This is a genomic window from Bacillus cereus group sp. MG9 (assembly GCF_040459995.1).
Classification (GTDB): Bacteria; Bacillota; Bacilli; order Bacillales; family Bacillaceae_G; genus Bacillus_A; species Bacillus_A mycoides.
In genome coordinates this window covers 286,212-310,693 of sequence record NZ_JARVHC010000002.1, presented here as the reverse complement: position 1 = coordinate 310,693, position 24,482 = coordinate 286,212, and the positions used below count along the sequence as shown (strand labels likewise).

The following is a 24,482-nucleotide window of genomic DNA, read 5'->3' as shown; positions in this document are numbered from 1 at the left end:
GCAAACCATGAATAGGATTGGCTTACTATGGGGAGTAGTTTAGTGTTTTATTAATAATTTCTATTTTTTGCTACATGAAGAAATTCCTTAACCGCAGGAGAAGCATTTGCAATTGATTGACAGGCAAGTGCTACTTCACGGCTGTTTTCAATATTTAGTTTGCTGATTTTTATGTTTTGCTGTGTCTTTAAAAATAATTCTGGACCTATCGTAACGCCAAGTCCTTCCTGTACCATATTAGCGATGGTTGTACAGTCGTGTACTTCAAAAAGAATAGATGGTTTAATTTGCGCTTCTGCAAATAATTCCTCAACATGTGATTGGTACATCCCTGTTGGCATAATAAAGGATTCATACATTAAATCATTCATTTCTACTATTTCTTTAGAATGAAATTGATGATCAGGGTGATAAGCGACTACCATCTTGTCTTTAATCAAAGGAACCAAATCGAAATTTGGGTTTGATTTTCCTTTTACTACAAATCCAATGTCAATAATGCCTGAACCTAACCATTCCGTAATCTCTTCATAGGTTCCTTCGTAAAATTTAAATTCTATTTTAGGATGCTTTTTCCGGAATTTTGCAAGTAATTTAGGCAATAAGCAGGAAGAAGCACTTGCAAAAGTGCCGATTCGAATAATACCTGTTTCCAATCTTGTCATAAGCGTAATTTCTTGATTAATGACTTCCACTCTTTTCAATATTTCTCTAATATGCGGCAGAATTTTTTGTCCTATATCTGTAAGTGTTATTCCTTTTTTTCGATCACGAATTAATAAAGAAACTCCCCATTCAGATTCTAAACTCGCAACTGCATGACTCACGGCAGATTGGGTCATATTTAATGTTTCAGCAGTTTCTGTAAAGCTTCCTAGCTCAACCACTTTTGCAATGATTTCGTAGCGCACAATAGTCATGAGTAATTACTCATCTCCTTTATTAAAAACATCAATTTTACTTATGTTAACATGGAACATAAAATAAAAACAGTAGTTCAAATATAAGGAGATGTACAAATTGAAAAATAATATGAATCAACTAATCATCATACTTTTAGCTTTAGGGGCTTTTGTAACAGGAACAGCAGAGTTTGTTGTTACTGGAATTTTAGAACTGATTTCTTTTGAATTAGATATTTCAATTTCAATGGCTGGTCAGTTGATTACGATTTATTCTTTATCTTATGCTATTGGAGCTTTGATCTTGGTCATGCTAACGTCTAAATTGGATCGTAAAAAAGTACTTTTATATGCTATCTCTATATTTATTCTAGGGAATCTAGTTGCATTTTTTAGCTATAATTTTGTCTTTCTTATGTTATCTAGAGTCATTATGGCGATGAGTGGAGGGTTATACATTGTTGTTGCCACCAATTATGCTGCGCAAATTGCAGTTCCAGAAAAAAGAGGTAGTGCTATGGCAACAGTCATTACAGGTTTCACTGTTTCATTAGTACTTGGAGTACCTATCGGAACATTTTTAGCTGGACATTTTGATTGGCACTATATTTTCTTAATTATTGCGCTTGGTACAGTTTTTTTAATAATAGGACTTTACAAATTATTACCATCAATAAAAGGAAACCAACCGCTGCCATTTACACAACAGCTACAAATTATGAAAGATAAACGAGTCCTTACTGGTTTAATGACAACGATCTTTTGGATTTTAGGATATACGATGGTGTTCGCCTACATTGCTCCATTATTAAGTCATACTGCTGGTTTTTCTATAGAAATAACAAGTATCGCTTTATTTGTTTTAGGCACTTTTGCTTTTATTGGCTCACGCTTTGGAGGATATGCGGTAGACAGATGGGGACCTAATCGAACGATTTCATTAAGTTTATGTGTTCATATCATCTCTTTATTTGTACTAACATTTACACAGTATAGGGCAGTCGGTGTATTTGTCACACTAGCTTGTTGGGGAGTAGCAACTTGGACAACGACACCAGCAAAGCAGTTTTATCTGATTTCACTAAAACCACAATCCTCTGAAACAGTACTCAGTTTTAATACCGCCTTAATGAATGTTGGAATGATGCTAGGTTCTGCATTAGGAGGAATCATTATTCAGTATACAAATATAGTGAATTTAAGCTGGATTGGAGGATTATTCGGTATACTTGCACTTATTTTTATCAGATATTCTTTCTATTTAAATAGAAATTTTATGAATAATCACCAATTTTAAGGATAAAAATACTCTCCAATACCAGCATTTCAAAAACTTGTTGAAGGTTTTGAAAGGGGAAATCATCACCCACCTTTGCAGTTGTGAAGGGAGAGGAAATGTATATTAGAACGAACGTACCGAATATCAAGTTCGCTGTGCATTTAACGCCTTTTGTATTGAAGAAGAGAACAAGGAAACTTTCATTAGAGTATGACTAATGAGTATAGGATTTGATAAATATTTTAGTTATTCCATTAAAGGGCGCTATTGTGGAATAAACCTTAGATTTTCAAACGACTTTCTTGTTATATTTTTGAGTATAGTGACGTATCATATATCGAAAATTAAACAACTATATTTTAACCCCGTCCTAAATTTAGAACGGGGTTATGCTTGTTTTAGGTTTTAAAATCAAAACCCCTTCATTATTTTCTCTGTAACATCCTTAGAAATTTCAAAAAAACGTTTTTTAAACGAAATTTCTTGATAAAAATTTCGGATAAGTGTTGGATGGATATCATTATATACCAGCTTATTAATGTAGGCTATTACTGATCCCGTAAGCATGATATATCTATCGTCATTATAAAAAGTAATTTTCCCATCTATTTCATTGCACAAACTAGGACTACTTGCAACAAAATGTGATTTACATTTAAAAGGTCTAACACTATAAATTGAACATTCTCCCTTTGTAATATTGATAAAAGGGCAGGGCTCCATAGAATTTTTTCTATCTTTCCAAAGTAATGAAGGAATTTCCTTTCTGGCTTTCTTTTCTTTTAAATTATGCTTAATATTTTTTTTGATTTTTTTATCCATATATCTACTAATTCTTTGTACTTCTATTTTATGAATTGCAACATCTTGAAAGCAACATGCGGTACATCCTTTTTGACAAGGAGCATTTTGTTGTAATTGCCGTATCGCTGGATCATACACTGTGTATAACTCCTCGATGAGTTCTAAACCAGTCCCCTCATCTAAAGAGTTACAGGATTTCAATTTTAATAAAATTTTTTTAATAGTTTCAAGTAAATTTATAGTTAAACTCACATTTTCATACAAGGAATTCCCATCATAAAATTCAAAGCTTTTCACCCATTTATCTCCTGAATCCTTATGACAATTTTTAAATTTCAATCCAGAACCGCAAGGGCAGGGATCATTTCTTTTAATTTCTATAACATCTCTATAACTATCTCGAATTGCAATTGCTGTTAAATATTCCAATTGTTTCATGCTATCCATTTTTACAACTCACCTCTCGAATAAATTTCCTAATATATACCTTCATTCAAATGCAAGTCGTAATATTAATACTTTTCAGATACTTAACAATATCTCTATTGTATAACGAAATTTACAAGAAGAATTATATGAGCAAATAAAAAATGGAATTACTTACTAAATAATAACTTTATAATATCACTTCAAAAATGATTATTTTTAGGCCATTCGAATATCAAGCGATTTCCGCCAATTTTTCGTCAGAAAACTTTCCAAAACTCATCTCAAAAACCATGTCCTTAAAACCGTACCTTTATAATTCACTTTCTTCACAGCAAAAAAGATAAGATCGGGAACACAATCTTATCTTTAGCACAAGGAGTAAACAAAAGGAATAACCATCATATTTTTATAATACTTCAATTTTTGTTAATTTTGAATATTAAAACCATAATTGATAAGTATATCTATATTGAGAAATTTATTGCAAATTTAGCTATAAATGATTCAAGAAGCGAATGTAAACTTTTACCCAAAGGTTTACTTTCAAATTACTGAAAACGTTCGTTTTGGGTAATTTCCTTAATTATTTGTGAGTTTAAATCAAAGCTCGATCAAAATCATGTATTAGAAACATATAATTTTTATTATTTAATTAATGTTTGATTAAAAAAATGTTTTAGACTATAGAAAAAAGTATTAGACTATTAAAAAATAGTTGTAGACTGAAAATATGCTTTCTGTACCTGAAGGAGAATGTGTTGGACGAGATGACTGGCGGAGTTGGAAGGATAGCAGAGTATAAGATAACCGCCTGTGATGGCGGTCAATTTTTAACGTAGTAATGGGGTTTATGTAATCATCTAAAAAGTGCATCTTAACGAGGTGCATTAAAATATGTCGTTTTAATTTAACGCTTTTATGATGTTATCTACAAATATTTTATCGATTTCATGTCCTTGGTTTGTTTGTTCTGAATCCGCAATTATTCCTTGTGATTTCTCTTTGTCAATCCACAAATAGTATGTTTGAGTTGTTCCACTTAAAAAGTGAACATTTACTTTGAAATTTGGCTTTTGTGTACTAGATGCATGTGAAGGTGTATCAAAGTTTGTAGTTTCAATAGCGCTTACGAATGCTCCAACATCAAATTGCTTTACGAATATGTAGGTCTTATCCCCCTCCACTTCAATAAATTCAACAGATTTATTTTCTATGGAGTTTACTCCTTCACCATCCTTCGCTGTGTTATGAAGTATAATACCATCTTCTGACTGGGAGCAATCTCTTAGCATATATACCAGACCATGTGTTTCTTGAGGAGTAACCAGCTTATTACATACATCTTTGCTGTAGTTAGAATTGTATTTATGAGTAAAAGTGAATTTTTCGTCTTTATAAGTTACAGTGTTTAGCGCTGGTACTTTTGCTTCATCGTCATATAAATAATTTTTAATTTTTATTTCGTCATTTTTCTTATCTTTTACATTTTGAGAAAATGTTTCAAATCGTTCTAGGTTTCTAGACTTTTCTTTAGGTATGTGTATAACAATCTCATTTTTGTTCGCTTCAGTCGATGATCCCTCATTGTTATTACCACATGCAGCTACAGAAGCGAGTGATAAGCATAATGCTCCAACAATTAATGTTTTCTTCAAATTGAGTTCCTCCCTAAAATATATTATAAATTTAATCATAGCAATAATTCGCTATTATCTCTAAAAAACTTAGCGCTTCGAATAGGTTTCGTTTAGAACACCTATCTCTATATCATGTGATGAATTTTAATGTTTGTGAATGCTTATGATGAATATTAGTCCTTCTAGTAGGAACTGAATTTATGCCGTATATTTCATTATCGGTCGTAATTGTGAAATAGCAATTATTCAGTCTAATACTTTATTTTAATAAAAACTCTCTTTAAGAAATGAACTTTAGCAATCAGTCTACATCTTTATTAAATTAAATTAGGGGTACCGCCACATCGCTATCAAGCTAAGCTTATGCAAAGTCAATTTTAGGCGAGATTGTTTCTTTTTTCTAAAGGGCAAGTGTAGGTGATTGAAAGATTTGCATACGAAATAAACCCTAACGGGTTTCACTTTTTTGAATTAAGCGGCTTGATTATCAGACATGGTACAATTGTAAACAACACCTAATATATCAAAGACCGTTTTTTTCTCATATCGATGAGATTTCCGCCCGTTTTGCTGTAGGAGATTGAACAGGCGAAGTAACACCTTTGATAGCTCTTGGGTGTTTTTTCTTACGATTAGTCAACTGTTTTTTAGAGTTATAATTGATTAAATGCTAGAGATTTTAAGCCAATTAGAATACAAATCAAATACCCCTAATATGTGTCCATTTTTTACTAGGGGGAAGATATGGTATGCTGGATGAAACTATGGTTTCAGGCGGTTAACCGATAATCATAGTGCATATTATGTGTAATGAGATAGAAGAGAAGCTTCAATAATTTATTTACACATGCAATGGACGCAACTTTATGACACTTGTTATAAGGTTGCGTTTTTAATTTATCGTAATACTCAACAATATGATTTTGTCCGTAACGTCGTTGTTTAATCATGTTCTGGATGATGAGGAAAAGGAGCTTCCGCAAATGTTTATTTCCACGTTTATTGATTTTATCTTTAAAAAAGGTTTTACCTGATTGAAAACGGCGTATATCAATACCAGCAAATGCATTGAGTTGCTTGTTATTGTTAAAACGAGTAATATCTCCTATTTCAGCCATCAAGCGTACTGCAGTATTCGGTCCAATCCCAGGAAGACTGCGAATGACATCGTATTCTTCACGTTGCTCAGCTACATACACCATCTTGCTAATACAGCTTTCTTTTTGGTGAAGAAGCTCTTGATAGCGCCTTGCGTATAATTTGAGCTGGTCACACAGAACATCGTTCTGAGAAACAGCAGGATAGCAAATTTCCGCTATTTCAAGTATCTGAATCGCTTTTTTCTCCGCCGTAATATTTGATATTTTTTTATTGGTGTTGGCACGAATACGATTTTTTATAATGGTTTTAGAAAGACCTAAAACACAATCTGGGTGGGGAAATAGTTGAACAAAATTTAAAAACAAATCAGATCTACTAGTAAATATTCTTTCCAATTCTGGAAATGTTAATTGGATTACTTTATGCATACGGCCGCGAATTATTGATAATTCACCATCCAGTTCACTATATAATCTAGAAAGAGATTTTAACTGATAGAATAAATTATCAGTTCCGGTAGATACCCTTCGGGTAACTGTAAAATGAGTGAGAGCTAATCGGTGTGCGTCGCTTCGGTCTGTCTTATGAATCCGCAAGGAATCACATTGTATTTTGGCTTCTAGTGGGTTTAATAAACAATATGTATACTGGTTATTTTGCATAAATCGTTCTAGCTGTCTGGAATAGATTCCTGTTGATTCGAACACAATTTCAGGTGATTCTCCGGTTTCATCTGTAAGCTTATGTATCTTTTCTTGTAGCTTTTTAAAATCAGGCTTAGTATGCTTGATTTTACTTTCGAATACACATTGTTTTTGTACATTATAAATTACCATATAACTTTTACCCATACTGACATCAAATGCAATAACGTGTTTCATATAGCTCCTCCTCAGGTGGAATTGAAGTCTTCAACTTACACTTATCGATTCTCATTTCTTATACACGATCTCGAAGACCAACATACTAAAAACTGATTCAAATAAGGTAAGTGAAGAAGGTCAGTTTTGTATACGGATTCAGGATCCCAAAACACCCACGACCTTCTCTTCACTTCTACTATATAAAAAATAGTAGTGCGAACCAATGCCTTGGTCTGCACTACTAATCTTAGTATGTTTTGTATAGTTTGGAATAGAAGAAGAAAATAGTCTTTAATCATATATATGGCTTTATACTCACTAAGCTCTCGTTTTTTCTTCATGAGGAGCAATTGGCGCATTTGAAACATGATAGAAGAACAGAGTAGAATGGCAATCAATTGACCATATAAATGGCACTCCAATCGTTCTGGTTTTATCTTTTTACAATGATGGATTTGAAAGAATGACTTCCACGTTTTAAATAAAATTTCGATTTGCCAACGCAAAGAATACCAGTCATGTACCTGTCCCATCGGGACAATATCTGTAGAGGTGTTTGTCATATATACATTGATACCACTGAGTCGTTTACTACGAGGAGAATACTTCATTCCTTTCTTTTTTTCTCTTACAGCTTGATCTTGTAATCTTTTTTGTTGCTGTTGTTTTGTTAATCGATGAACAATTACACGAGCTGGCACTTTATCAATCATTCCTACATAAGCACCAGCTATTTCACATGTTTGTCCTGGTTGAAGGGAGTTCATTAACGTCTCCATATCTATCTGTATATACTCTGTACCTTTCTTAATTCTTCCATCTTGAAAATAATCAGGGTTAGGATTTTTTTGATAAATACGTGTATTCGACTTGATACGAGAGATATAGTAGGCCTCTTTATCTTGTATATATTGAAGGTCTTTTAAATGAAAATAACCTAAATCTCGGATACATAAATCATTCGTCGTCACAGTTGGGGCACACAGAGAGCCGTAAGTGCGATCATGTTGTTTACCTGGACCTGTATGAATATGTAGAAACTGTCCACTTAACAAATCATACTCAAGTTGAATTTTTATCCCAGCTGTATGGCTGCATCCTCCTGCACCTGGATAAACCGATGAAAATACATCCGGGAGTTGAAATGCAGTTGAATCTAAAATACGAATACGCTTGAAAACAGAAGTGTATGGAGAAGAAATCGGCATAGATGCGACCAATTTTTTGCTTAGTAGTTCGGCTAGTAGGTGTTGTAAAAGTTGGACGGCCGCCTTATTAAATCGTTGATTCAGTCCCTCAGGACTGATGAGTACTTCTGTTGATGCTTCTAAACAGCTAGATAACTGAGTTAAAGAAGTCATAGCTACATTTTGGCTCACCCATACACATAAAGCTACTAAATCTTTTGCTTGGTACTTACTGGTTCGTTGTACAAAACCAACATCTCTAGCAAGATCCCGTAAGGTATTTGGAGATAAAAAACTTTGAATCTCTTGAGCAAATAGTTGTAATTCATCAGATATAGAAATAGACATACAAAAACGCCATCCTTTCCTATAATTCTACAGAAATGATAACGCTTTTTTTACTTTATGGATAGTGCAAAACCTTAGCTTTATAGCGTTGTAGCGGTGCCTCATATATCCGTTTAATAATTATTTCTGTTACCTTTATATATTTACATAATCTTCGTTAGCGGAAGTGAAAAATGCTACTTATTTAACATTAGCACTCCGTTAGTTTAAGAACAATTGAGTTAATAAATATATCTAAAAGTCTCATATTCTCCATAATTGATAACGGTTTTAAATTCTCCTCCACCATTTTTATCCTTTAAAAAAGCATCCATCTTATCATCTTTAATATTGTAATGTCTCTTATTCAGAAAGCCTACACTTCGGATTGTTGGATGTTCTAAAATTGGTGATAAGTCACCATCTAACACATTAGTATCAACGAATCTAAAGTCAATTAGATTAGGAAAATGATTTAAAAAATTCAAATTCTCAAGATTGCCGCAAGAATTAAGGCACAGAACCCGAAGATTCTTCAGAGAGAATAATTCTTCATTTGGTACAAATTTCTTTGATTGATTAATATGTAAATATTCTAGCGTATCGGCTAATCCAGACAAACCAAAATCATTTTGTAATTTAGTACAATAATGTAATTCTAAACGCTTTAATTTATTCATTTTTTCTATCCCAAGGAAATCGTGTATATTGGACCAGTTTAATTCTAAATAGAGGAGATTTTCTGGCATACCCACAAAGTTGCCAAGCTTATTCTTTTTATGATACCAAAAAGTTAAATACTCAATGTTTTCAAGCTGCATCTCATTAAATTTATCTTCTTTTAAGTTTAAGCAAGCCTGAAGATTATCTGGTATTTGTTCAAACCAAATCGTGTTATTTCTCCAGTTATCCATTTTGAATCGCCCCTATATTTATCATTATTTCTTCTATCTTATCATTTGGACTTATTAAACTAAACTACCGGCTAGCTAAATAAAGAAAAATGAATAGAATTTTCTTTATGGGGGGATTTTTATTCTTTAGCTTGATAGCAATGGGTAAGGCCCAGATACATGTAATTTCGAGTCATAGCCTTACTTTTATTTCCAAACAAAATCTATTGAACTTATAACTAGGTTTTATTACGTCTATTTGCCGTCACTACCCCTAATATAGCCAATTACATAAAAAGAAAATTTCAATAAAATATAGATTTGAATACAAAAAAACACTCCTAGCGAGTGTTTTTTAATATTTAGGTCCCATATAATCATAACTTTGATCTAATGCCTTAAATAAGTCAATCGCACTTTTTAATTCGTGTTTGTCGGACTTTAATTCTTCCATCTTTGTACCAATATCTTTCCTGAAGGTTTCTAAATCATCAATTGCCTTCTTTCCCACTCCAAGTTGCGACCAACTTGATAGAAGTAAATTATGAACATTACTTACTACACTTTTGTTATGATTTAAATCTTGAATCATATTCTCAAATTGCTGTAATGCTTGATTCAAAGCTTCTTCATTTATATAAATTCGTGGCATAATACTATCCCCTTAATAATTTTCATCTGTCTTTTTATAATCATCAGCTTTCTTCTCAATAAAATCAGAGATTTCCGTTGCTGTACGTATATACCAAAAACTTAAATGTTCTACATGGGCACGTATATTATTTACTTTAGCTTCTACCCGTCTACTTTCAGCTGTTTCTAATAATGTCATCATATTTGAAATTAATCTGGGTACTCTATCTTGAAATTCTTGTGCGTTTCGCTTCATATCTCTTACGGCCTTTTCCAGATTCTCTACAACTACACGAATTTCTCCCCCGCCTAATAATGCCCCCGGTGAATCATAAACTCTTTCATTCGTGTCTACATTTAACAAGTATTCATTTGATAAAGACCCATTCCCTCCAAAACGGAAGTTCTGATCTGTTTGATAATGATAACCAGGGCCACTTATCGAATTCAAAAATCGTGTAACATCCATCCCTAACTTTCCCTGTAATGATAGCTTTGACATTTCTTCTTTCGAAATTGGTGGTGTTACTGCGTATGTAGATCCTATATGACTGTCATATGCGCCAAATGGCCCATACCCAATCGAATCATTTCCATGAACAACACTTACAATTCTATTATTAAACTCACCGTTATTTGCTTTTTCTTGTAGGTCAGGTGATAGTAAATGTTTTGCACTTGGGGCATTCCATGACATACATCTTACACTGTCATTAGATGCCGCTGCATATTCCGCTAAAGCTCCCCCTAACGAATGGCCTGTCGTATATATTTCTACATCATCCTTCTCCTTATATTTATCCATTACTTGTTTCATGACTCTGTCAGCTTGTTCGAATTGATTATGATATTCCCACTGCCCATTCTCTTCGTTCCAATATCTTCTTGGATTTTCTCCCCTTTCTCCTGCCTTTGGGGCTGGTGCCGGATCATGAACGCCATCCCTCTTAATAAAAAACTTTCCATCAGTTAAAGCATCCTTCATTCCTTCTCCAGGTTTTAAAGAATCCTTTTCAATAATTTTATCCCCTTCTGTCCCCCGGAAAGATACCATCACCTGTGTTTTTCCATCTACTACTCTTTCAAAGACTACTGCATCCATTCCAGTTTGTTTGTCATGGGATTTTTCTCCTACTTCCCACGTTTGGATATCTTTCTTACCGTTATCTTTAACATAAACTTCATCTTTTAAATCTTCATCATCTTGGTATGCATAACGAGCTAATTGATAATATGTAGTATCTAATACTTTATCATTTTGTTGCAAATTCTTCCCCTCCTGTGATTTTTAGGATATTCTAATAATAAAAATACCATGACTGGAGGGTATATATGAAAAAAAATAAAAAGAGAATTGCTATATTTTTATTTTTTACTTTTATATTTACTATTTTAGGAGGTTGTAATGTGGAAAATAACGAAGAGGAACAAATAATAAATAAAGCAAAAGAAGAAACTATTAAATATTTCAAAGAAGAGGAAAAAGTAGATGTAACTATTACTAAACATAAATTCGCACCAAAAGACCTTCAATCAATTTTTATATCTGGTTATGTAACAGATGATAAAAGTAAAGAATTTAGTGTTGCAGTTGAATACGCTAATAACTATCACATCGGTACCGTATCAACAACAAAAAACTTCAAATTAAAACAATGATTAGTTAGACACTCATTAGAGTGTCTTTTTCTATGAAAAAATCCCCGCGCATTGTGCAGGGACAAACACTAATTTATAAACTGAAATCCTTTATTAATCTATCTAAAAGGGATTTCATATCCATTGCATCTGTTCTAGATACATAATCCAAATCAAACTTATTACAGTGAACTCGATTTCTCAATTCTCTTGCTTTATTAATAATTTTTTTTTGATATTCACTAATAATGTTTTTATCCGCAGCAACATTAATCATATTATTAAAATTATTTTTCGAAGGGTAACCCAACTTATCATAGGGGTACCGCCACACATCCATCAACTTAAGGATTTAGACTATTCTTAAACTTAAAAGCACGTTACTATTCTCTTATGTTAATGAGAAAGGGTGACGTGCTTTTTATGAATATGCATCAAAAACAAGAGCTGTCTTTATTTGCCGAAGAGTTATATCGCTATATGTCTCCCGCTACACTGAATCAATTAGCTATAGAAGCAGGCGGAATGAAACGAAAACGTAAGTGCCATGGGCACCATTTTTTATCTTTGTGTGTATGGTTAAATCAACAAATCGCTACAACCTCTCTTACTCAACTTTGTAGTCAATTAGAAACTTCAACAGGAATTTTATTAAGTCCTGAGGGACTTAATCGACGATTTAACTCGGCTTCTGTAGCCTTCTTTCGAAATGTATTTACTACACTTCTACAAGCTAAAATTGGAGGGTCATCTACAATTTCTCATTCTCTTTCTGCTTACTTTGAGCGGATTCGCATCCTTGATTCTACAACCTTTCAAGTTCCAGATCGATTCGCAGCTACTTATCCTGGTGCCGGAGGCTGTAGTCATACAGCTGGTGTAAAAATTCAATTAGAGTATGACTTGTTGAGTGGAGAGTTTTCTGATGTGAAAATTGAACCAGGAAAACGAAGTGATCAGGCATATGGGGCGACTCGAATGGACATGACACAAAAGAATGAACTGTATATTCGTGACTTAGGGTACTTTCGTTTACAAGACTTTAAATCGATCCAAGATAAGGAAGGGTATTATTTATCACGTCTTAAATTGCCAACTAAAATATATAGAAAAGAATTCGAAACAGTGGTATTTAAAACAAAACCTGCTCAATTGAGACCGGTGTATATACAAATTCATTTGGAAGACATCATGAACCAATTACAACCTGGCCAAGTGTATGAATTACATGATGTATATGTAGGGAGCAAAGACAAACTACCCACTCGCATTGTGGTTTATAGATGTACAGAGGAGCAAAAACAGAAACGTCTACATGATCGAGCTATTCGTGAAAAGAAAAAAGGGATTACATATACAGAGCGTACGAAACTTTTACAAGGAATTACGGTATATATGACAAACATTCCTACGGAATGGGTACCGAAAGAGAAAATCTATGATTTATATTCACTACGTTGGCAAATTGGCGTGTCCAGATAAGGACACATTATCTAGTTGGTGAAAGTCCAATCGGGAGAATAGACTCCACTCCCGTAGCCTGAGAGGCGCCATGAAGTGAAAACGACATGGCGAAGCCCTCTGACATCACATGCAAAAGGCATGTGGGCAAATCTCCAGGTTGTAACGTACAGTGAACGTAGACGTAGCCTCGTTACACGCAATTCCGGTGGCTGAGACGGTCGATAACGTGCGAAAGCAGCAAGAACTGACCGAAACGAGTCTGGAACGGCAGTTCTCACCGGCGGGGTATCAGCGGCGACATGGAGAGAAAGATAATGTGGAAACTGGAGAAGCCCTCGACACCCGATGAAGAAACCTCATCGAGGAGACCGTCTCTATAACCGCGATCGGGAAGTGAGAATGGTAGGTGTCAGGGTGACGGAACGGATCGTAGTACCAGAGATCTGCGTGCAGCAAAACGCGCGGGGAGGGAAGGGTCCGAACCTGTAAATATTTCGTACGACCAAAGGAGGCAAGGGTGCCATGACAAAAACACCTATTACTTTGCAGGAACTAAGGCGACGAATCTATCAAAAGGCGAAGTCTGAACCTACGCATCGGTTTTGGGGACTATTTTCCCACATTACCAAACTAATAACCCTCCATGAAGCATATCAGCATGCGAGGAAAAACGGCGGTGCCCCAGGTATCGACGGTCAAAGTTTCGCTGATATAGAACTAGAGGGAGTTATACCGTTTTTAAAGAACATCCAAGCAGAACTGCAGGCTGGAACATATCAACCACAAGCTAATCGTAAAGTAGAAATCCCAAAAGCAAACGGCAAAATGCGGACACTGCAAATCCCGTGTATACGGGACCGTGTGGTCCAAGGAGCGCTAAAACTCATATTGGAAGCTATCTTTGAGGCTGATTTCTGCCCAAATTCCTACGGATTCCGACCAAAACGCTCCCCGCATCAAGCGCTGGCAGAAGTACGACGTAGTGTGCTGCGTCGTATGACCACAGTCATTGATGTTGATTTGTCACGTTACTTTGATACAATCCGGCATAACATCCTACTGAGGAAAATCGCAAATCGTGTCCAAGACCACCAAGTTATGCACCTAGTAAAACAGGTGGTAAAAGCCGCAGGAAAGATTGGAGTCCCGCAAGGGGGGCCGTTCTCACCACTCGCGGCAAACATCTACTTGAATGAGGTAGATTGGACATTTGATGCCATTCGGCGTAAAACGACGAATGGCAACTATGAAGCTGTGAACTATCACCGATTTGCCGATGATATGGTTATCACCGTAAGTGGGCACTCCAGTAAACGGGGGTGGGCTGAACTGGCACTGCGACGACTGCAGGAACAATTGGAGCCTTTGGGGGTTGAACTGAATCTTGAGAAAACACGGATGGTCGATGTCTTACAGGGAGAGTCTTTTGCATTTCTCGGATTTGATTTCAGGCGAGTACTGAACCGAAATAAGACCCGATACTTCATATGCATGATCCCAAAGAAGAAAGCCCGTACGGCAGTGAAAGCAAGAATCCGCGAACTCATTCAAAACGCAGGAGCTAAACCAGCACAAGATTTAGTAAAACAAATCAATGCCGTACTAAGAGGATGGGTGAACTACTTTCGGGTTGGAAATTCCAGCGGAGCATTTAGCGAAGTGCGTGACTATACGGAGATGAAAATCCGTACACTGCTGACGAGAAGGAAACGGCGACGAAAGCGTAGCATCGGATGGCAGAGATGGAGTAATGAATATCTCTATGGTGTACTGGGGCTCTACTGGGACTGGAAAGTCCATTCTCTCAAAAGTGCAGAGGGATACCGATGAAAGTGCCTGCCATTTGATAGGTCTCATAACCCTTTTGATGAAGTTTATGGGGTGAGCTGCTTGAGGGAAAACCTCACGAGCAGTTCTTATGGGGAGGGGCTGGAAACGGGTCATAACTGATACCGCGCCAGTTCTTTACCCGACAGCTGTTATTTAAAATATGGAAATCTTGGTTTCGAATTCATCGTTGTAAATCTATTAAACAAGAGCGATTAGAATGTCACCTTTATGGACAACTCATTAGTATCCTATTATGTTCTTCTACTATGTTTAAAATGAGAGAACTCCTGTTACGTAAGAAGCAGAAAGAACTAAGTGAATATAAAGCGATGTACATAATTAAAGATTATTTCTTACTTTTTCATCAAGCACTACATAAAAACACCCAAGAATTATCAAAGATTCTCCTTCGTCTGTTTAACCTCCTACAGCGAAACGGACGAAAATCTCACAGATATGAGAAAAAAACAGTCTTTGATATTTTAGGTGTTGTGTATGAGTATACCACTTCTGCCCATCAGGTAGCATAGCGAAAAATTTGAAACCCGTCAGGGTTTATTTGATGTGCCTACTTTTATGCTATCTATAAAAGATAATAAAAGACTACGTGAAAAAACCACATTTTGTATAAAAAGATACCTTAAGTTGATGGATGTGGGGTACCATCAGCATTTTGGAACATTACCACGCTAAGCAAAAAATCTCACTTTTCATCTTTTTTCAGATAAGAAGTGAGATTTTTCGTTTAGGGTTATTTGTTTTTCTTAACTTAATGGTGATGGGGGGTTCTATTCCATATAGACATATTTGTTTACTTTTCAGTAATATTAACAAAATCGAAAGCTCTCTATTCCTCATTGCTCAAAAGCGTATTTACTTTATCTATTTCCTTTGTTAATTCTGGTGCTTTCCCCTTATTGACTAAATTAAGATTCCCAAAAGATTTATTAAAAGATAGAAATTGTCTTGTTTTTTCTTTCCCATTTATTTCTTTAAATAAAGTATCATCTACAATTAATAAGATAACATTGGATTCACCACGATATGGAGATAGCCATACATCCCCTTCGTATTGAGTGCTCATTTTTTTCTCATCATATGTTATTTTTTTAAATCCTTATATTCTTTATTTGCAAATAAGATAGTTTCATCTTTTTCTATTTTTGGTAACGAATCAATAGGGACTGATAATATAAGCCCCTCGTTATGGTTCTGGTGCAAAAATAAAACAAAAGAGAATAAAGCACATATATTCCTAACGGAATCGTATCTTATATTGCAAGTCCAAACAATTGATGGATGAATTCTTTTTGATTTTGGACAGACTGGTTCCATAAAGCAATCTGTTCTTTTTTAATCATATGCATGGCTTCAACTCCAGAAAGAATGGATGTAGCTGTGTCAAAAGATTTAAGACCTAGCATAGAACGGATTCGCTTCTTTATAAAGCGATGACCTTGTTCTACTATGTTATTCAAGTACTTTTGTTGTCTAAGTCGCATACCGCTAGGTATGCTTTTTTCTTTTTTTAACTGTTCAATTGCTATCGGATAAGCTGGATTCTTATCGACTGTTATCACACGTGGCTTTGAAACATGAAAAGACCGCAAAGCTTTCTTGAAAAAGCGCCTTGCAGCCTTATGATCTCTTGTTTTGCTTAGGAAAAAATCGATTGTGTTTCCTTTCGAATCAACAGCACGATACAGGTACATCCATTGACCTTTTACTTTGATATATGTTTCATCGACTCTCCAAGAGTCATTTATTTGTTTGAGGTAACGTCGGATCCGTTTGTCCAATTCAGGACCATACTGATGAACCCAACGCATAATCGTTGTATGAGAAATGGATAAACCCCGTTCCTCCATCATTTCCACCAAATCACGAAAACTTAGGTTGTACCGTAGGTACCATCTTACCGTTAATAAAATAATATCAGGCTGATAGTGCTTCCATTTGAACCAATTTTTCTTTTCCATACCGATCACACACCTTTTTAGAGTAATAGTATCAGTATGTCCAAGTTTTAGAGATTACTTGTAATTACCTTGAAGTTTTTGCACCAGAACCTTTTATTTCAATAAAAAAAGTTGAGGATTCCCCCAACTTTTTAATACATTTATTGTCTTATTAATCCTGTAGATGTAACCTGATATATTCTTTTCTTACCTATATATTCCTGTTTTCCATTCTCAAGGTTAGTTAAAGTCGCTCGCATTTTTTCCTTTGCTGCTTCCCCTTCTATATGAGTAAATTCTATATAATCTCCCACTTTTATAGGTACTGTTTTGGTTTCAGCATTTTGTTGTCTATTTCCCACGATTTCCTTATTGTACATAACGCTACCGGATGAGTTCTGGACTTTAATACTTGCATATGTACTATTAAAGTACGAATGCGGTATGCCAGCTTCTAATTTTATTTTCAGCTCTTCTGCTGTTTTATTATAATCTACTTTTGCAATTTCTCGATCACTATATCCTTTTAATGACCATGCAAATTGTTTTCCGTCTAAAATTGTTGTCTCTGGCATTTTTTCTACTTTCTTCAGACCTTCTTTTGTAATTTCGTACATGGCTTTTTTTCCAAAGCTCTCTTGTTTACTGTTGTCTACATTTTTGAAAGTAGCTCTATGCACACCCTCTAAGTGTGTCAACTCAATATAATCTCCTACTTTGACTGGAATTTTTTGCGATTCAGCATTGTGTTGTTTGTTTCCATAAATATCTTTATTGTATACTACTTTTCCTGATGCATTTTGTACTTTAATACTCGCATATGTTTCATTAAAATAATGATGCGGTACGCCTGCTTTTAAGTCAATTTGCATTTCTTCTTTTGACTTATTGAAATTGATTTTAGCAAACTCGAAATCACTAATTCCTTTTAGGGACCATGCAAATTGATTCCCTACTAAAATATCAGAATTTCCATTTGTAATTGCTACTTTTTTCTCTACAGTTCGATCAAATATATCTGTTAATGTAATTTTAGCATAAGCTGTTTGAGGCAATTGCATAGTTTGACTTACCTCAGTTTGATAGGACTTAATATTGTCGATTACTTTCAAAGCTTGTCCCGTTAACTTTTCATTGTCATAGATTTCAATTTTCCCTTTAAACTGGGGAGTACTTTGTTCTTTCAATTTCCAAGACACATTTAATTTTTCATTTTCAAAACGAATATTTTGAATATCAAAATCCAAATTTCCCATTTCTGGTTGACTAGGCTGATTTATATTAAAAGTCTTTCCAGTACCAATAGTTGATTGAGTATTTCCTCCCGCCTTAACCCATAGATATTCTGAAGTTGCTCCTCCATCGTATTGATAAGAGGTATCATGTTGCCCAGAGATACGCTGATTATTCCAAGAATTCCATTGTTTATCTGAAACTTTTCTGCTATAGCCATTTTTAAGGCGTGCTTCTCTTACATCTTGTCCATTACCGGCCCAGTCCTCTTGAAACATCGATAAACCATAGTTAAATGGAACATTCGCAACTGGATGATCCATAATAGCAACTAACTTCCATTGATTTAATTTATTATCTTTTATCCACTGGCCAAACTTTGTATGACCATCTTCTTGCCAAGAACGTAGTGTCATTCGATACCATTCACTATCTTTCCAATTATAAGTTGTTTGTACCTTCAAACCTGTTCCTTCTCCACCAAATCTACTGGCTTCTGAAGTCGGCGATAAATATTCAGCTTTTATTGCTTGGTTTGATGCTATTGGATCCCAAAGTGCAAAGTGAAGGGTACGTTTACCGGTTTGATCAAAACCGCTTTGTTGTTGGAAGCCAGCATAACCGCCACCCTCTCCTCCCTGATTCCAGTTATGTACAGCCCAATATGTATAAGGTGCCGTTTGGATTGGTGACCAGTCTATGCTAATAATATCTGAAGCAGCAGTATTTTGTGGTGTTACATAAACTGATGGAGCATGCGATCGGATTGCTGCCTCTGTACTAGAAATTGGTGCTCCATACATTGACATCATGGTACAAGCCGCAGAAATCATAACAATCTTTTTTATTCTTCCATTTGTTTTTACTTTAAACATAACTTCCTATCTCCTTTTAAATTATTTTAGTTACATTGAATAATAACGATATGCATACTATTAAACAAATTATGTGAAAAAATAACATTAGCTATATTACCTAGTTATGTTTAATGTTTTTTTCACTACTATTACTAATCAAATTATAGTATTTTGTTATAAAATGGTATGATTTAGGACTAGATATATACTAAAAATATTATAAAAATTCATAAATATGTAGTCTTAGATAATTATGCTGAAAGACTCATTTAATAACTTTATTGATTTTTTGATAGATTTATGTTTAATTACTCACACTATTAAACATAAATTTGTTTACCGAAATAACATTATGTAAATTTCGAATGTGACAATTGGATAAAATAGCTTATCAATTTGCCAGTATCTTATCATTAGATTAAAAGAGCCCACTAAAAAACGTAGACTCCTTTAGTTACCTAAACATTACATTTATTGCAACCGACCAAAAAATTAACATTAGATTCTTCTGTTAGCTTATTTAATATTTAATGACGTAGATAATGTATTCCAAGGTGCATTTGTAGATGTGTTTTGATATTTAAATTGTCCATTTTGCTGTCCCGAAGCATCCCATTTATATTCCCATCCATCAACTGTTCTATCACCATTAATATCAATCATCTTAGAATCTACTTTTTTTAGTTTTTTACCACTCATTTGAGCAATCGGATTTTTACCATATCCCATTTCATTTGTATAAATGTATAAATAGCTTCCTCCATGATCTTTAACTGTACTTAGATTATTAGGACCAATAAATTCAACTCCGCCTAATTAAGATTCAACTTTTACTACATTTAATGATTTTAATGGTGGGGCAGGTGCTGCGGATACATCTGTCGCTAAACCAACTGTTGCTCCCACTACTAATGATGAAACCCCTAGAATCATTCTTTTTAACATACACTCAGCCCCTTTCGATTTAATACAAATTGATTCTATCATACTAATTTCATACATTTCCTTCCCTTTAAAAGAGTTAACAAAAAGTACCTATTTATATATGAAATTGTGCATATTCATTGCTTTTTATCATTTATACTTACCATTAATCCTACTACAGCATAATTAGTTCTCTACTCTAATTGACTTACCACCTTTGGACCCATTTCAAGTTGGCTATTGTAAGAGCTAATAAGTGGTGCGTATTTCACTGGTTTAACAAATAAATAATAGATTTGCAAAATCCAACTCAATTTAAGTCGGCTTTTCCTCTAGTATTATAAGCAAGGTCCACCACTTGCATCGATTAACTCACCAGTTATCCAACGACTGTCTGATGATGAAAGAAAACCTACAATATCAGCTATATCATTAGGTTCTCCCCACCTATTAAAGGTCGATAAACCTGCATCATATTTTTGTCCATCTTGATTCCCCAATGTCTCAGTATTCATTTCTGTATTAATTATGCCTGGGAGAATTGCATTTACTGTAATACCACGGGCTAAAGTATAAGTGAGTGTATTAATTGCCCCCTTAGATATACTGTAGGCAAAAACACTTGGGGAGGCTATCCGTGTAACAAATGACGAAATATTGATAATCCGTCCTCCATCTTTTAAACGTGGCAAAGCCTTTTGAATAATGAAAAATGGAGCCTTCACATTAATATTCATAACCTCATCAAAAGACTCCTCTGTAGATTCCTCTAACGTTAAAATCTGCCCAATTCCAGCGTTGTTTACAAGTATATCAAATGTAGTATTACCTATATGTTTTTGAAGAGATTGATCCAACATTGAATACAAGTAATTTATACCGTTAAAAGTACTTAAGTCTGCACTGATTGCAAATGCAGAACCGCCATCTTGTTTAATTTTATCATTTTAGCCAAGAAGACTCCTTCCTCAAGGAACGCGAAGTGAGTAGGTGGGAGATGAATTGGCTTCGGACAAGGGATGGCAGGAAGCCATCTTAATTGTTCGACATACATAAACTGTTACTCCACTACCTATCGAATGTACGTTTGTTGTATAATAGGCACATATCGAAATGGGGGTGAAACGAATGATAATCAATAAAGCATATAAATTTCGTATCTATCCAAATAAAGCACAAGCGACCCTAATCAATAAAACGATTGGCTGTTCTCGTTTTGTATTCAATCATTTCCTATCTCTATGGGATCATGCATACAAAGAAACAGGAAAAGGTTTGACATATGGGACATGCTCTGCCAAACTTCCTGCCATGAAGAAAGAGTTTGTTTGGTTAAAAGAAGTGGATAGTATTGCGATTCAGTCGTCTGTTCGCAACCTTGCGGATGCTTATACACGCTTTTTCAAAAAACAAAACAGTGCCCCGCGTTTCAAATCTAAGAAAAACAACGTACAATCTTACACCACAAAACAAACAAATGAAAACATTGCCGTTGTAGGAAACAAAATGAAATTGCCAAAACTAGGTCTTGTTCGATTTGCCAAAAGTCGTGAAGTAAAGGGACGTATTTTAAATGCTACGGTTAGACGGAACTCTTCTGGCAGATACTTTGTGTCATTGTTAGTTGAAACAGAAGTGCAAGAACTTCCGAAAACAAATTCTTACATTGGAATGGATGTGGGACTAAAAGATTTCGCCATTTTGTCAGATGGAACAACCTATAAAAATCCGAAGTTTTTTCGATCGTTAGAAGAGAAGTTGGTAAAAGCACAGCGTGTTCTTTCTAGAAGAATGAAAGGATCTTCTCGCTGGAATAAACAACGAGTAAAGGTAGCTAGAATTCATGAATACATGGCAAATGCCAGAAAAGATTACTTGGACAAAATCTCAACTGAAATCATCAAAAACCACGATGTTATCGGTATAGAAGATTTGCAAGTATCTAATATGTTAAAGAATCATAAGTTAGCAAAAGCAATTAGTGAGGTATCATGGTCACAGTTTCGAACCATGTTGGAATATAAAGCGGAATGGTACGGTAAACAAATCATTGTCGTATCGAAAACATTTGCTTCAAGCCAATTATGTTCTTGTTGTGGATATCAAAACAAAGACGTTAAAAATCTCAACCTACGTAAATGGGACTGCCCTTCTTGCCTTACACACCATGATAGGGATATTAACGCAAGTATCAATCTAAAGAATGAAGCGATAAGGCTTCTAACCGCAAGGACTGCGGAGATAGCCTAATAAATTAGAGTTCAATAGAACTCTTTACTTAGGAATCCCCCACTTCTAAACGAAGTGAAAGTGGGGGTAGTTCAAGCACTACTCTTTCTGCTTCTTCTTTTCTTTTACTATAGTGAACTACGACTAACGCACCAGCTTGAGCCAAATGTAAGGCAATGCTTCGCCCTATTCCCCTACTAGCACCTGTTACTAATGCAACTTTCCCCTTCAATTTATTCATCTCATCATCCCCTTGTTTAAAATTCTACTTAGTTATATCACAAGATACCCTTTGAAATGTTGCTCTCTAATTTGATATCCATAAAACAAAAAGGCCGACTCATAAGTATAAGAGCCGGCCTTTTCACTTCACATATACAGTAGCTTTACATACAGGTTCCCTAACTGTTATGTACCTTGTATCAAGCATAATGGTGTATTACCCAAATAATTAGCAATTCTTTCTTCCAGCCACGTAAGTCGATTACTGTCAATATGAGAAAGCACGACATGTTTAAATTCAAAAATGCTTGAATTTAATTTAGAAGATCATTTTTCTGGTGATAAAATAAAATGAGATAAGAAAACTTCACCTACAGGTAAAGCCTAAATAAACTAAAGTTAATTCATATATTTTGCTTAGAATTCCATCATTACCTACCTTTGAACATTTCGTTGAGGCTTCTATGACTCCATTCAATGATATTCCAGCAGTACCTGTATTTTTCACCTTTAATTTTTGGTTTCTCAGCCATGATTGTACTTAGAAAAACTCTAAAAACTAGTTGAAAATCTTTTAGAATCTAACTTTCTTATAATTCTATTTGCTATTTCTTCAATATTTTCATTTAGAAAGAAATGATTACCTTTAAAAGAGTGAAAAGTACACGTTTTACTTGTGTATTGCTCCCATTTTATTACTTGATTATATGTAGTAAATTCATCATTTTCCCCATTAAATATAAGAAAATCAATATCACATGCTTGCATATTATTGTCATGAATATATGTCTCAACAATTTTAAAATCTGCTCTTAGAATTGGGAGGAAAATTCCCATTAATTCTTCTGATTGAAGTACCCCGGACGGTGTACCTCCCATTGCAATAACTTCTCTTTTAAATTGTTCGTTAGAAAGATTATGTCGGATATTTTTCATTTTACTATTTGGGTGGTTTCTACCGGACAAAACAAGAAATTCAGGCAATACGTTTTTAGAATCTTGTATTTTTCTGGCTACTTCATAGGCAATCAAACTTCCCATGCTATGCCCATATAGAATATAGGGCGAATGCTCTATCTGCTTAACTATACTAGTGTAGACATCATTTACGGCCTCTTCCATACTTTGGTACAAGCTTTCTTCAATTCTATATCCTCTACCAGCTAACTCTATTGGGACTACTTCAATATATGGATTAAAGTAATTTTTCCATTTTGCGTAACTAAACGCAGATCCCCCAGCATGTGGAAAGCAAAAAAGTTTAGTCTTCTGCATTGATTTTCTCCTTACTTTAAAATTTGTTTATATTTTGGCAAATTGTATAAATATCTTTAATTATTATATCCTGCGGAAATTCTTCCCTTGTTGCACAAGCAGATATCTTATAATTCGGCTCAATGCTATATTGTCTAAAGTAAAAGTCTTTAGGTATATTCTTATATGAGATTAAAGTTCGTGACTCTTTTTTTATAGAAAATGAATTTAACGGGATATAAAGCCCTTTTCCAATCGTTTTTATATAGCTTTCTTTTAATGTCCATATATCATAAAAATAATTAATTTGTTCATCAAAATTCATACTAGATATATCATAAAATTCTTCATCTGAAAAAAACTCATTTGCTAATTTAAGAGCCTCTATTTCTGAAACTTTCTCTATATCAATCCCTACATTAGAATTAGCAGTGCCACAAACCACCCATTCTCCTGAATGTGAAATATTAAAATGAAAGTCAGAAAAGTTTTCAACAAAAGGTTTTCCATACTCATTATATATAAATCTAATTTCTTCATTACTAATTTTATACTTTTGGCAGACTAGAGATCGGATTAACAAATCTCCTATTAAAGTCCTATTAATATCACATAAATTTAATAAAGGCTTCATTCGTTCTCTCTTCTCATTTGAAATCAAGTTACTAAATTGATTAAACAAATGATTTCCAATATTCTTTGGTATTTTCACAGCATGAATTTGTATGATAAATCACTTCCTTTTTAAAAGGATGGCTTCCTATGTATACGTTATAGAAATTCAATTTCATTTTCTAACTTGCATCTATTCAAGTGCA

At 34.5% G+C, this 24,482-nt stretch carries 17 protein-coding genes and 7 pseudogenes; 6 read left to right on the top strand and 18 right to left on the bottom strand.

All coding sequences use genetic code 11. The features are described from left to right. Positions 1–50: 50 nt before the first annotated feature. On the bottom strand, positions 51–920 hold the full coding sequence (locus tag QCI77_RS29240) for a LysR family transcriptional regulator (protein ID WP_353825974.1): 870 nt from the start codon (positions 918–920) through the stop codon (positions 51–53). Positions 921–1,011: 91 nt separating this feature from the next. On the opposite strand from QCI77_RS29240, the gene QCI77_RS29235 reads away from it, so the two are divergent. Beyond that, positions 1,012–2,199 carry an MFS transporter gene (locus tag QCI77_RS29235; protein WP_353825973.1) on the top strand — a complete coding sequence of 396 codons (1,188 nt, stop codon included), beginning with the start codon at positions 1,012–1,014 and terminating at the stop codon, positions 2,197–2,199. A gap of 393 nt (positions 2,200–2,592) precedes the next feature. Here QCI77_RS29235 and QCI77_RS29230 read toward each other — a convergent pair whose 3' ends face one another. From QCI77_RS29230 to QCI77_RS29195, 8 genes and pseudogenes are all read right to left on the bottom strand, one after another. Next, positions 2,593–3,432, bottom strand: coding sequence for a YkgJ family cysteine cluster protein (locus tag QCI77_RS29230; protein WP_353825972.1), 840 nt, complete (start codon positions 3,430–3,432; stop codon positions 2,593–2,595). A gap of 884 nt (positions 3,433–4,316) precedes the next feature. After that, complete coding sequence (locus QCI77_RS29225) at positions 4,317–5,069, bottom strand: DUF4362 domain-containing protein (RefSeq protein WP_353825971.1); 753 nt, start codon at positions 5,067–5,069, stop codon at positions 4,317–4,319. A gap of 453 nt (positions 5,070–5,522) precedes the next feature. After that, positions 5,523–5,681 (bottom strand): annotated as a pseudogene (locus QCI77_RS29220) (IS4 family transposase); the annotation flags it as partial. Positions 5,682–5,821: 140 nt separating this feature from the next. Further along, complete coding sequence (locus QCI77_RS29215) at positions 5,822–7,033, bottom strand: IS110 family RNA-guided transposase (RefSeq protein WP_353825970.1); 1,212 nt, start codon at positions 7,031–7,033, stop codon at positions 5,822–5,824. Between the two features lie 41 nt (positions 7,034–7,074). Next, positions 7,075–8,550, bottom strand: a complete 1,476-nt coding sequence (locus tag QCI77_RS29210; protein WP_353825969.1) for an IS4 family transposase — start codon at positions 8,548–8,550, stop codon at positions 7,075–7,077. 221 nt (positions 8,551–8,771) lie between these two features. Beyond that, positions 8,772–9,443: a hypothetical protein gene (locus tag QCI77_RS29205; protein WP_088031805.1), complete on the bottom strand. Its 672-nt coding sequence runs from the start codon at positions 9,441–9,443 to the stop codon at positions 8,772–8,774. Between the two features lie 334 nt (positions 9,444–9,777). Continuing rightward, positions 9,778–10,074, bottom strand: coding sequence for a hypothetical protein (locus QCI77_RS29200; RefSeq protein ID WP_353825968.1), 297 nt, complete (start codon positions 10,072–10,074; stop codon positions 9,778–9,780). A 12-nt stretch (positions 10,075–10,086) separates the two neighbouring features. Next, complete coding sequence (locus QCI77_RS29195) at positions 10,087–11,322, bottom strand: lipase family protein (RefSeq protein ID WP_353825967.1); 1,236 nt, start codon at positions 11,320–11,322, stop codon at positions 10,087–10,089. 65 nt (positions 11,323–11,387) lie between these two features. Here QCI77_RS29195 and QCI77_RS29190 point away from each other — a divergent pair, with 65 nt between their 5' ends. After that, a complete protein-coding gene (locus QCI77_RS29190; RefSeq protein WP_341024622.1) occupies positions 11,388–11,714 on the top strand; it encodes a DUF1433 domain-containing protein in 327 nt (108 codons plus the stop codon). A 73-nt stretch (positions 11,715–11,787) separates the two neighbouring features. Here the strand turns inward: QCI77_RS29190 and QCI77_RS29185 are convergent, their stop codons facing one another. Further along, positions 11,788–11,970 carry a hypothetical protein gene (locus tag QCI77_RS29185; protein ID WP_353825966.1) on the bottom strand — a complete coding sequence of 61 codons (183 nt, stop codon included), beginning with the start codon at positions 11,968–11,970 and terminating at the stop codon, positions 11,788–11,790. Positions 11,971–12,116: 146 nt separating this feature from the next. Between QCI77_RS29185 and QCI77_RS29180 the strand changes: the two are divergent. From QCI77_RS29180 to QCI77_RS29170, 3 genes and pseudogenes are all read left to right on the top strand, one after another. After that, positions 12,117–13,160 (top strand): annotated as a pseudogene (locus QCI77_RS29180) (IS4-like element ISBce2 family transposase); the annotation flags it as partial. A gap of 519 nt (positions 13,161–13,679) precedes the next feature. After that, positions 13,680–14,987, top strand: coding sequence for a group II intron reverse transcriptase/maturase (gene ltrA, locus QCI77_RS29175; RefSeq protein ID WP_113736055.1), 1,308 nt, complete (start codon positions 13,680–13,682; stop codon positions 14,985–14,987). 143 nt (positions 14,988–15,130) lie between these two features. After that, positions 15,131–15,517, top strand: a pseudogene (locus tag QCI77_RS29170) (IS4 family transposase); the annotation flags it as partial. Between the two features lie 317 nt (positions 15,518–15,834). Here QCI77_RS29170 and QCI77_RS29165 read toward each other — a convergent pair. The 5 genes and pseudogenes from QCI77_RS29165 to QCI77_RS29145 form a co-directional block, all read right to left on the bottom strand. Beyond that, a pseudogene (locus QCI77_RS29165) lies at positions 15,835–16,193 on the bottom strand (lipoprotein BA_5634 family protein); the annotation flags it as partial. Between the two features lie 65 nt (positions 16,194–16,258). After that, positions 16,259–16,966 carry an IS6 family transposase gene (locus QCI77_RS29160; RefSeq protein ID WP_353825965.1) on the bottom strand — a complete coding sequence of 236 codons (708 nt, stop codon included), beginning with the start codon at positions 16,964–16,966 and terminating at the stop codon, positions 16,259–16,261. A 140-nt stretch (positions 16,967–17,106) separates the two neighbouring features. Beyond that, on the bottom strand, positions 17,107–19,053 hold the full coding sequence (locus QCI77_RS29155) for a DUF3472 domain-containing protein (RefSeq protein WP_483298999.1): 1,947 nt from the start codon (positions 19,051–19,053) through the stop codon (positions 17,107–17,109). Between the two features lie 498 nt (positions 19,054–19,551). Further along, positions 19,552–20,037: pseudogene (locus QCI77_RS29150) on the bottom strand (DUF4879 domain-containing protein). A 260-nt stretch (positions 20,038–20,297) separates the two neighbouring features. Further along, positions 20,298–20,903, bottom strand: a pseudogene (locus QCI77_RS29145) (SDR family oxidoreductase); the annotation flags it as partial. 184 nt (positions 20,904–21,087) lie between these two features. Here QCI77_RS29145 and tnpB point away from each other — a divergent pair. Further along, entirely contained in the window at positions 21,088–22,209 is a 1,122-nt protein-coding gene (gene tnpB, locus QCI77_RS29140) for an IS200/IS605 family element RNA-guided endonuclease TnpB (RefSeq protein WP_353825964.1), read from the top strand. 76 nt (positions 22,210–22,285) lie between these two features. On the opposite strand, the pseudogene QCI77_RS29135 reads toward tnpB, so the two are convergent. From QCI77_RS29135 to QCI77_RS29125, 3 genes and pseudogenes are all read right to left on the bottom strand, one after another. Next, positions 22,286–22,429 (bottom strand): annotated as a pseudogene (locus tag QCI77_RS29135) (SDR family NAD(P)-dependent oxidoreductase); the annotation flags it as partial. Between the two features lie 533 nt (positions 22,430–22,962). Next, a complete protein-coding gene (locus QCI77_RS29130; RefSeq protein ID WP_002035038.1) occupies positions 22,963–23,685 on the bottom strand; it encodes a thioesterase II family protein in 723 nt (240 codons plus the stop codon). Between the two features lie 16 nt (positions 23,686–23,701). Next, a complete protein-coding gene (locus tag QCI77_RS29125) occupies positions 23,702–24,376 on the bottom strand; it encodes a 4'-phosphopantetheinyl transferase family protein (RefSeq protein ID WP_483298998.1) in 675 nt (224 codons plus the stop codon). Positions 24,377–24,482 lie beyond the last annotated feature (106 nt).

Excerpts from the sequence above, each read along its gene's own strand:
- QCI77_RS29205 (WP_088031805.1), bottom strand. The coding sequence starts at position 9,443 with ATGGATAACTGGAGAAATAACACGATTTGGTTTGAACAAATACCAGAT.
- QCI77_RS29190 (WP_341024622.1), top strand. The coding sequence starts at position 11,388 with ATGAAAAAAAATAAAAAGAGAATTGCTATATTTTTATTTTTTACTTTT.
- ltrA (WP_113736055.1), top strand. The coding sequence starts at position 13,680 with ATGACAAAAACACCTATTACTTTGCAGGAACTAAGGCGACGAATCTAT.
- QCI77_RS29160 (WP_353825965.1), bottom strand. The coding sequence starts at position 16,966 with ATGGAAAAGAAAAATTGGTTCAAATGGAAGCACTATCAGCCTGATATT.
- QCI77_RS29235 (WP_353825973.1), top strand. The coding sequence starts at position 1,012 with ATGTACAAATTGAAAAATAATATGAATCAACTAATCATCATACTTTTA.
- QCI77_RS29200 (WP_353825968.1), bottom strand. The coding sequence starts at position 10,074 with ATGCCACGAATTTATATAAATGAAGAAGCTTTGAATCAAGCATTACAG.
- tnpB (WP_353825964.1), top strand. The coding sequence starts at position 21,088 with ATGATAATCAATAAAGCATATAAATTTCGTATCTATCCAAATAAAGCA.
- QCI77_RS29240 (WP_353825974.1), bottom strand. The coding sequence starts at position 920 with ATGACTATTGTGCGCTACGAAATCATTGCAAAAGTGGTTGAGCTAGGA.
- QCI77_RS29215 (WP_353825970.1), bottom strand. The coding sequence starts at position 7,033 with ATGAAACACGTTATTGCATTTGATGTCAGTATGGGTAAAAGTTATATG.
- QCI77_RS29130 (WP_002035038.1), bottom strand. The coding sequence starts at position 23,685 with ATGCAGAAGACTAAACTTTTTTGCTTTCCACATGCTGGGGGATCTGCG.
- QCI77_RS29230 (WP_353825972.1), bottom strand. The coding sequence starts at position 3,432 with ATGGATAGCATGAAACAATTGGAATATTTAACAGCAATTGCAATTCGA.
- QCI77_RS29210 (WP_353825969.1), bottom strand. The coding sequence starts at position 8,550 with ATGTCTATTTCTATATCTGATGAATTACAACTATTTGCTCAAGAGATT.
- QCI77_RS29185 (WP_353825966.1), bottom strand. The coding sequence starts at position 11,970 with ATGATTAATGTTGCTGCGGATAAAAACATTATTAGTGAATATCAAAAA.
- QCI77_RS29155 (WP_483298999.1), bottom strand. The coding sequence starts at position 19,053 with ATGTTTAAAGTAAAAACAAATGGAAGAATAAAAAAGATTGTTATGATT.